Below are 8,539 nucleotides of genomic sequence, written 5' to 3'. Positions count from 1 at the left end.
GATTTCGGCGATCTTCTCCGGCGTCGCCGAGTTGAAGAAGACCTTCGAGGCGGCGCGCGCGCGGCGCGCGGCCGGACAGGGGACGCTGCTCTTCGTCGACGAAAGTCATCGATTCAACCGCGCGCAGCAGGATTCCTTTCTCCCGGTCATGGAGGACGGGACGATCACGCTGATCGGCGCGACGACCGAAAATCCCTCCTTCGAGCTCAACGCCGCCCTACTCTCGCGCGCGCGCGTGATGACCTTCAAGGCGCTCGACGAAGCGGCGATCGAACAGCTGCTCCAGCGCGCCGAACATGCGGAAGGCAAGCCGCTGCCGCTCGACCCTGACGCGCGCGCCGCGCTCGTCGGCATGGCCGACGGCGACGGTCGCGCGGCGCTGACGCTCGCCGAGGAGCTCTGGCGCGCAGCGAAGCCCGGCGAGATTCTCGACCGGACGGGTCTGGCGAGCGTCGTGCAGCGCCGGGCGCCGATCTACGACAAGGCGCAGGAAGGGCATTACAACCTCATCAGCGCGCTGCACAAATGCGTCCGCGGCTCGGACCCCGACGCCGCCCTCTACTATCTCGCGCGCATGCTCGCCGCCGGCGAAGATCCGTTGTTTCTGGCGCGGCGAATCGTGCGGATGGCGGTCGAAGACATCGGACTCGCCGACCCGCAGGCGCTGGTCGTCGCCAACGCCGCCAAGGACGCCTATGATTTTCTCGGCAGTCCCGAGGGTGAGCTCGCTCTGGCCGAGGCGATCATCTATGTGGCGACCGCACCCAAATCCAATGCGGCCTATGTCGCGTTCAAGCGCGCGCAGCGGCTCGCGGAGGAGAAGGGTTCGCTCATGCCGCCGAAGACCATTCTCAACGCGCCGACGAAACTGATGCGCGAAGAGGGATATGGCGCGGGCTACGACTATGATCATGATTCGCCCGACGGATTCTCGGGACAGAACTACTGGCCCGATTCGCTCCAGCGTCAGAAGCTTTACAGGCCTGTCGAGCGCGGGTTCGAGCGCGAGATCGCCAAACGCCTCGACTATTGGGAGCGATTGCGCAAAGAGCGCGGCGAATCATGAATGTGCGCGCGCAAGGTCATGACGAAATCACGTTTTTTCGCTGTTGCCGATTTGTCACGCCGACCGGCAAAAACGCCTGCGAACGCCTAAAACGACGGCGTTTTGATTGACCCTTGGAACGCTTCGAACGTAATCCTGAACCTATCGGCGCGGTGTCGCAGAGGCGGCGATCTTATTTCGGCGAGATCGTTTGGGCGACAGCAGGCCGCAGGAACTGGAATTTCACATGAGGGCGTCACACATGACCAAATTGCCTGTCGCCGCCGGCCTCGCGCTGGCGCTCGTCGCCGGATCGGCGTTTGCCGCCGACCTCCCCCACTACAAGGGCCCCCCGCTGCCGCCGCCGCCGCCAATGTTCAGCTGGACCGGCCTCTATGGCGGCGTCAACATCGGCGGCGCCTTCGGCAACGCCGACAACCAGTGGACCCGCGAGAACATTCACTCCGCGCTCGGCACGCCGATCTTCAGCGGCGTGGCGTGGCAGCGCCAGACCAACCTCACGGGCGTGACGGGCGGCGGCCAGGTCGGCTACAACTATCAGTTCAACCGCTGGCTCGTCGTCGGCCTCGAGGCTGACATCCAGGCCGCCAACATCCAGTCCAACACCTCGGGCTGGGGCCCGGGCGGAACCGTTTCCGCCTTCCCGATCCCCGGCCCGGTGTTCTCGAGCGCTTATGCGGGCGCCGGCACCGTCAACAGCTATGTCGACTGGTGGGGCACGGTCCGCGGCCGCGTCGGCTTCACGCCGCTGATGCCGAACCTGATGTTCTACGCCACGGGCGGCTTCGCTTACGGCCAGGTCAACACCAACTTCAACTATGGCTCGACGCGCGGCGTCTCTGGCGCTGTGTTCGGGTTCTTCCCGTATAACATCACCTCGGGCGCCTTCGGCCGCGGGACGTTCGATAACATCAAATACGGCTGGACCGTCGGCGGCGGTTTCGAATATGCGCCGCTGATGTTCCCGAACTGGTCGTTCAAGCTGGAATATGATTACGTCGATCTCGGCTCCACGACCATCAGCACTTTCGGCCTCGGCCAGACGGCCTTGACGGTTGTGCCCTTCGGAACGACCACTGCGCCGTTCTTCAACAGCGCGACGACCCGCGTTCAGAACCGCTTCCATGTGGCGCGCGTCGGCATCAACTATCGGCTGAACCTGTTCAGCGCGCCGGCGCCGGTGCTCGCCAAATACTGAGCCCGCGGCGAACCGCAAAAAATGCAAAGCCCGGCCTTTCGGCCGGGCTTTCTTTTTTAAAAACCGTGGCATAAGTAATAAGAACCAGCCGACGCGTGAACCGCCGCAACACGCTTCACTAAACGGAAGAAGAACGCCGGACGCGCGATATCCCCCACTTTCGCCACGGCGACCGATGGCTCGAGCGGCGCGCCAATGCTACGCCATGGAGACCGCTCGTGACGGAGCAGACTTCTCGATCATGACCCGTTACAGGTCCGTTCTCGTTCTCGCCATTCTCGCGAGCCTTGCGATCGGAGCGGCGCTGCCGTCGCTGTTCAGGGCGATGCGCAGCGGCGGCGCCCCGGAAAGCCAAACCGAGACGACCCAGGCCGCGCCTGTCAACGGCGAGGTCCAGCTTTCCGCCGCTCAGATTCAAGCGTCCAAGATCGCGACGGCGCCGGTCGGCCCCGGCGTGATTGCGCGCCAGGTGACGGCGCCGGCCGCCGTCAAGCCCGATCCGGACAAGATCGCACGGGTCGCCGCCAAGGTCGTGGGCGTCGTCGAAGAGCTGCGAAAACGCCTCGGCGACCAGGTCAAGCGCGGCGAAATCATCGCCATCATCGATTCGCGGGAAGTCGCCGAGGCGAAGAGCGAATATCTCGCCGCGGCGGCAAACTTCGAACTCCAAAGCGTGCTCTATCAGCGCGAGAAGGGGCTGTTCGAAAAGAAGATCACGGCGGAGCAGTTGTTTCTCAAGGCGAAAGCGGCTTTCACGGAAGCCAGAGTGAGACTCGATCTCGCACGCCAGAAACTCGCGGCGCTGGACATGAGCGAGCAGGAGATCGCCGCCCTGCCCTCGCAGCCGATCGCCGACCTGCGTCGCAAGGAAATTCTCGCGCCGATCTCCGGACGCGTCATCGAGCGCATGGTCAACGTCGGTCAGCCGGTCACCGGGGAAGGGCAGCTCTACGTCATCTCCGATCTCTCGATCGTCGAGGCCGAAATTGCAGTTCCAGCGGCGGATCTCTCGCTTCTGCGAGAAGGGCAGGGCGTTCGAATCAAAAACGCCGAAGGCCACGTATTCGACGGGACAATCACCTATGTCACTGCGACAATCTCGCGCGAGACGCGAACCGGCCCCGTCCTGGCGCGTTTCCCGAATCCGGATTTCTCCCTGCGCCCGGGCAGTCTGCTCGAAGCCGAAATCTCGCTTAAGCAAGCGCGGGTGAAAGTCAAAATTCCGCGTTCGGCCGTGATGATCATCGACGGCAAGCCCAATGTCTTCGTTCGCACGCCGGCTGGTTTTACAAAGCGTGAAGTCGAACTCGGACGGGGCGACGACGACTCGGTCGAAGTCGTTTCCGGCCTGAAGCCCGGCGAAGAGATCGCAGTGTCCAACGTCTTCCTGCTGAAGGCGGAGCTCGGCAAGCAGAACATTCCGGAGGAATGATGCGCGCCCAACGCCATGTGTGTCGTCCTTCCGGACAGCGCCTCGACCGAGCGTCGAGAGCCGCCGACCTGCGCACTGGCGAGCGCTGATGCTTAAGAACCTCATCGCCTTCTCGGTTCGAAGCCGCTGGCTCGTGGTGTTGCTGACGACGCTCGCCGTGCCGCTCGGCGTTTGGGCGCTCATGCGGCTGCCGATCGACGCCGTGCCGGACATCACGAACAATCAGGTGCAGATCAACGCCTTCGCGCCGGCGCTGTCCGCCTTCGAAATCGAGAAGCAGGTCACCTACCCGCTCGAGACCGCGATCGCGGGAATCCCGGGGCTCGAATACACCCGATCGCTTTCGCGCAACGGCTTCGCGCAGGTCACCGCGGTCTTCGCCGACAGCGTCGACATTTATTTCGCGCGCCAGCAGGTCGCCGAACGCATGACGCTCGCCAAGGAGACTTTCCCTCCGGGCGTCGAGTCGCATATGGGCCCGGTCGCGACCGGCCTATCGGAAATCTACATGTGGTCCGTCGACTATGCGCCGCGCGGCGACGAGAAGCCGGCTCCGGACGGAGAGCCCGGATGGCAGCGCAACGGCGACTATCTGACGCCGGAAGGGCAGAGACTGCGGACGCCGCTCGAGCGAACCGCCTATCTGCGCACCGTGCAGGACTGGATCATCAGGCCGCAGCTGCGCACCGTCCCCGGGGTCGCAGGCGTCGACTCGCTCGGCGGCTACGTCAAGGAATATCACGTTCAGCCTGACCCGGCGAAGATGTTCGCCCTCGGACTGTCCTTCGCCGATCTCGCCGGCGTGATCGAACGCAACAACATCAGCCGAGGCGCCGGCTATGTCGAACGCAACGGCGAGGGCCTCGTCGTCCGCAGCTCCGGCCGCCTCGAATCCATGGACGACATCGCCAAAGTCGTCGTCTCGACGCGACTCGGCACGCCGGTGAGAGTCGAGGACATTGCGGACGTCGGCGTCGGACGCGAACTGCGAGTCGGCAGCGCCAGCATGAACGGCGAAGAGGTGGTGATCGGCACCGCCTTGATGCTGATCGGCGCCAACAGTCGCGAAGTGTCGAGCGCTGTCGACGCGAAAATGAATGAAGTTCGGCGGCTGTTGCCGCCGGGCGTCGAAGTGCGGACGATTCTGAACCGCACGGTTCTCGTCAACGCCACGATCAAAACGGTCGCCATGAACCTCATCGAGGGCGCGGCGCTCGTCATCCTCGTGCTCTTCATCATGCTCGGCAATTTCCGCGCAGCGCTCGTGACGGCCACGGTCATACCGCTCACCATGCTGCTGCTCGGCATCGCGATGTATGCGGGGAAGATCAGCGCCAATCTCATGAGCCTCGGCGCGCTCGATTTCGGCCTGATCGCCGACGGCGCGATCATCGTCACCGAGAACTGCCTGCGGCGCCTGACGCAGCGTCAAAACGCTCTGGGGCGCGCGCTCACGCTGGAAGAACGGCTCACGACGGTGATCGACTCGGCGGTCGAGATGCGGCGGCCGACCGTGTACGGACAGAGCATCATCATTCTCGTTTACGTGCCGATTCTGACCTTTTCCGGCGTCGAAGGCAAAATGTTCCATCCGATGGCGATGACCGTCATCATGGCGCTCGTTTCCGAATTCGTGCTTTCGCTGACGTTCTTTCCCGCGATGATCGCCATCGGGCTATCGGGGCGCGTGCACGAGTCCGAGAACGTCGTCGTCGAGACGCTGAAGCGCATTTATGAACCGATGCTGAAATGGGCGATGGCCGCGCCCTTGAAGCCGATCGCCATGGGCGCTGGCGCATTCGCGCTCGCGGCTGTGCTCTATCAGACGCTCGGAGAGGAATTCGTTCCGACGCTCGATGAAAAAAACCTCGCCATGCAGGCGAACAGAATTCCGAGCGCCTCGCTCACCCAGGCGCAGGGGATGCAATTCGACATCGAACGAGCGCTGCGCGCCTTCCCGGAAGTCGATTATGTCTTCTCCAAGACCGGAACGGCGGAGATCGCCACCGATCCGATGCCGCCGAACCTGACCGACACATTCATTATGCTGAAGCCGCGCGACAAATGGCCGGACCCCGGTCTCGACAAAGCCGCGCTCATCGAGAAAATGGGACGTGAACTGGCCAAACTGCCGGGTAACGCGTACGAATTCTCGCAGCCGATCCAACTGCGCTTCAACGAGTTGCTCGCCGGCGTGCGCGGCGACATCGCCGTCAAAGTCTTCGGCGACGATTTCAACGTGATGTTGAAGGCGGCCAATCAAATCGCCAGCATCCTCAATTCGGTAAAGGGCGCGACCGACGTGAAGGTCGAACAGGTGGTCGGATTGCCGATCCTCGATATTGCGGTCGACAAGGCCGCGATCGCGCGACTTGGACTGAGCGTCGCCGCCGTGCAGGACGTGATCGGCGCCGCGATCGGCGGACAAAAGGCTGGCGTGGTGTTCGAAGGCGACCGCCGCTTTCCGATCGTCGTGCGTTTGCAGGACAATCTGCGCGAGGACGCGCAGGCTTTGGAATCGATTCCCGTCGCGCTGCCGACGGCGGGGGGAAATACGCCGGTCGTGCTGCTCAAGCAGGTGGCGAATTTCTCGATCCTCGACGGGCAGAATCAGATTTCGCGCGAGAACGGCCGTCGACGCGTCGTGGTCAGCGCCAATGTGCGCGGGCGCGACATCGCTTCGGTCGTCGAAGAAGCGCGGGCGAAAATCGAGTCGAAGGTGAAACTGCCTCCCGGCTATTGGATCGCATGGGGCGGACAGTTCGAGAATCTCGCCGCGGCGCGGGCGCGTTTGATGATCGTCGTGCCGATCTGTTTTTTCCTGATCTTCATTCTGCTCTATTCGGCGCTGGGCTCCGTGCGCGACGCGCTGCTTGTCTTCACCGCCGTGCCGCTCGCGCTTTCAGGCGGCGTCGCCGCGCTGTGGCTGCGCGGCATGCCGATGTCGGTGTCGGCGGCGGTCGGCTTCATCGCGCTTTCGGGCGTCGCCGTGCTGAACGGCCTCGTCATGCGCACCTATATTTCGCAACTGATCGCGAGCGGCATGCCCGAGCGTCCGGCGATCTTCAAAGGCGCGATGACCCGATTGCGCCCGGTGGTGATGACGGCGCTCGTCGCCTCGCTCGGCTTTTTGCCGATGGCGCTGGCGACCGGCACCGGCGCGGAAGTGCAAAAGCCGATCGCGACCGTCGTCATCGGCGGTTTGATCAGCGCGACGCTTCTCACCCTCGTCGTTCTGCCGGCGCTCTACGCCTTCTTCTCCCGCTCGTCAGACTCAGTTTCCGTTGAACACGTCGGGAGCTGAGCGGTGAGGATGCGCAGCGTCGCCTGTTTCGTCATCTGCCTCATCGCAGGCGGAGCGGCGACGGCGCGCGCGGAAACTTTGATGGGCGCGATGTCTCGCGCGTATAACGCCAATCCGCAGCTCAACGCCAGCCGCGCCGAACTGCGCGCCATTGATGAAAAAGTCCCGCAGGCGCTGGCCGGCATGCGGCCGCGCGTCAGCGGCGACGGCTATCTCGGCGTGCAGCGCAATCGACTGATTACGCAACAGCACGATATCTATCCGAACGACCCCACACAGTCCGACTTTTCGAAGAGCATTCAGAACGGCAAGAGCGTTCCCCGCGCCGCGACGCTGGCGTTCGAGCAACCGATCTTCGACGGGTTCAAAACGCAAAACCAGACGCTCGCGGCGGAATCGGGCGTCTTCGCCGGGCGCGAGCGGCTGCGCCTGACCGAGCAGCGCATCTTGTTTGACGCCGTCACCGCCTACATGGACGTGCTGCGCGACACTGCGGCGCTGAAACTTCAGGAAAGCAATGTCGCCGTCCTGAAGGAGCAATTGCGCCAGACGCGCGAGCGCTATGAATACGGACAGATCACCCCGACGGATGTCTCGCAGGCCGAGGCGCGGTTGGCGGGCGGCAAATCGATGGCCAGCGCCGCGCGCGCGGCGCTCGACGCGAGCATAGGCGTCTATCGCAAGATCGTCGGCGTCGAGCCGAAGACGCTCTCGCCCGGCGCGCCCGTCGATCGATTGCTGCCGAAGTCGCGCGAGGAAGCGGAGCGCATCGCGCAAACCGAACATCCGTTCATTCTCGCCGCGCTGCACGACGCCGACGCCGCCGATCTCGACATCAAGGCGCTCGAGGCGGATTTCATGCCGAAATTTTCGATCATCGGCGATATTTTTACCCAAACGGATCTTGTCGGCCTCGGAAACCGGAACGTCGGCGCCAAGATCCTCGGACATCTCAACGTGCCCATTTACGAAGGCGGCCTGACGTCATCGCGCGTGCGTCAAGCCAAGGAGACGGCCGGCCAGCGCCGGCTCAACGCCGACGTCGCGCGCGCCGAAGTGCTCTCGCTGGTGCGCGCCTACTGGGGCGCGCTGCAGGCCGCCAAAACGCAGATCGCCGCCGCGCAAACCCAGATCGCCGCGGCGGAGCGCGCGCTTTATGGCGTGAGAGAGGAAGCCAAGGCCGGTCAGCGAACGACGCTCGAAATCCTCAACGCGCAACAGGAGCTGCTCAATGCGCGCATCGGACTCGTCATCGCGCAGCGCGACCGCGTCGTCGCCTCCTACGCCGTGCTCTCGGCGCTCGGGCGGCTGTCGTCCGGCTGGCTCGGACTGACGCCCCTCGGTTACGATCCGGCGATTCATTTCGATCAGGTCAAGGGGCTGTGGGGCGACCCGATGACGCCCGATGGCCGCTAGAGTATCCGTTATGCGCAAGGAGCGTCTTCGGCCCAGGGACGGTTTTTTCGTAAGAGGGCGTTGGCAAGGACGACGAGCTTGCGCATTACGGCGGTGATGGCGACTTTGGCGGGCTTTCCGGCT

5 protein-coding genes and 1 pseudogene are annotated in these 8,539 nt (G+C 63.9%); 5 read left to right on the top strand and 1 reads right to left on the bottom strand.

Annotation, left to right across the window (positions count from 1 at the left end; all coding sequences use genetic code 11):
* The 5 genes from AB7F41_RS16760 to AB7F41_RS16740 form a co-directional block, all read left to right on the top strand.
* The coding region (locus AB7F41_RS16760) for a replication-associated recombination protein A (RefSeq protein ID WP_428406710.1) at positions 1 to 1,066 on the top strand (1,066 nt) is incomplete at its 5' end.
* A gap of 241 nt (positions 1,067 to 1,307) precedes the next feature.
* Positions 1,308 to 2,264: an outer membrane protein gene (locus tag AB7F41_RS16755; RefSeq protein WP_428382204.1), complete on the top strand. Its 957-nt coding sequence runs from the start codon at positions 1,308 to 1,310 to the stop codon at positions 2,262 to 2,264.
* Between the two features lie 241 nt (positions 2,265 to 2,505).
* Entirely contained in the window at positions 2,506 to 3,696 is a 1,191-nt protein-coding gene (locus AB7F41_RS16750) for an efflux RND transporter periplasmic adaptor subunit (RefSeq protein WP_428382206.1), read from the top strand.
* A gap of 88 nt (positions 3,697 to 3,784) precedes the next feature.
* A complete protein-coding gene (locus AB7F41_RS16745; RefSeq protein WP_428406709.1) occupies positions 3,785 to 7,000 on the top strand; it encodes an efflux RND transporter permease subunit in 3,216 nt (1,071 codons plus the stop codon).
* A gap of 9 nt (positions 7,001 to 7,009) precedes the next feature.
* Positions 7,010 to 8,416, top strand: a complete 1,407-nt coding sequence (locus tag AB7F41_RS16740) for a TolC family outer membrane protein (protein WP_428386013.1) — start codon at positions 7,010 to 7,012, stop codon at positions 8,414 to 8,416.
* A gap of 8 nt (positions 8,417 to 8,424) precedes the next feature.
* Here the strand turns inward: AB7F41_RS16740 and AB7F41_RS16735 are convergent.
* Positions 8,425 to 8,539, bottom strand: a pseudogene (locus AB7F41_RS16735) (IS110 family transposase); the annotation flags it as partial.

Source organism: Methylocystis sp., assembly GCF_050251305.1.
Classification (GTDB): domain Bacteria; phylum Pseudomonadota; class Alphaproteobacteria; order Rhizobiales; family Beijerinckiaceae; genus Methylocystis.
The sequence above is the reverse complement of the archived record's forward strand: the minus strand, read 5'-3'. Positions and strand labels throughout refer to the sequence as shown.

Coding starts and splice junctions, on each gene's coding strand:
- AB7F41_RS16755 (WP_428382204.1), top strand. CDS start 1,308: ATGACCAAATTGCCTGTCGCCGCCGGCCTCGCGCTGGCGCTCGTCGCC.
- AB7F41_RS16750 (WP_428382206.1), top strand. CDS start 2,506: ATGACCCGTTACAGGTCCGTTCTCGTTCTCGCCATTCTCGCGAGCCTT.
- AB7F41_RS16745 (WP_428406709.1), top strand. CDS start 3,785: ATGCTTAAGAACCTCATCGCCTTCTCGGTTCGAAGCCGCTGGCTCGTG.
- AB7F41_RS16740 (WP_428386013.1), top strand. CDS start 7,010: ATGCGCAGCGTCGCCTGTTTCGTCATCTGCCTCATCGCAGGCGGAGCG.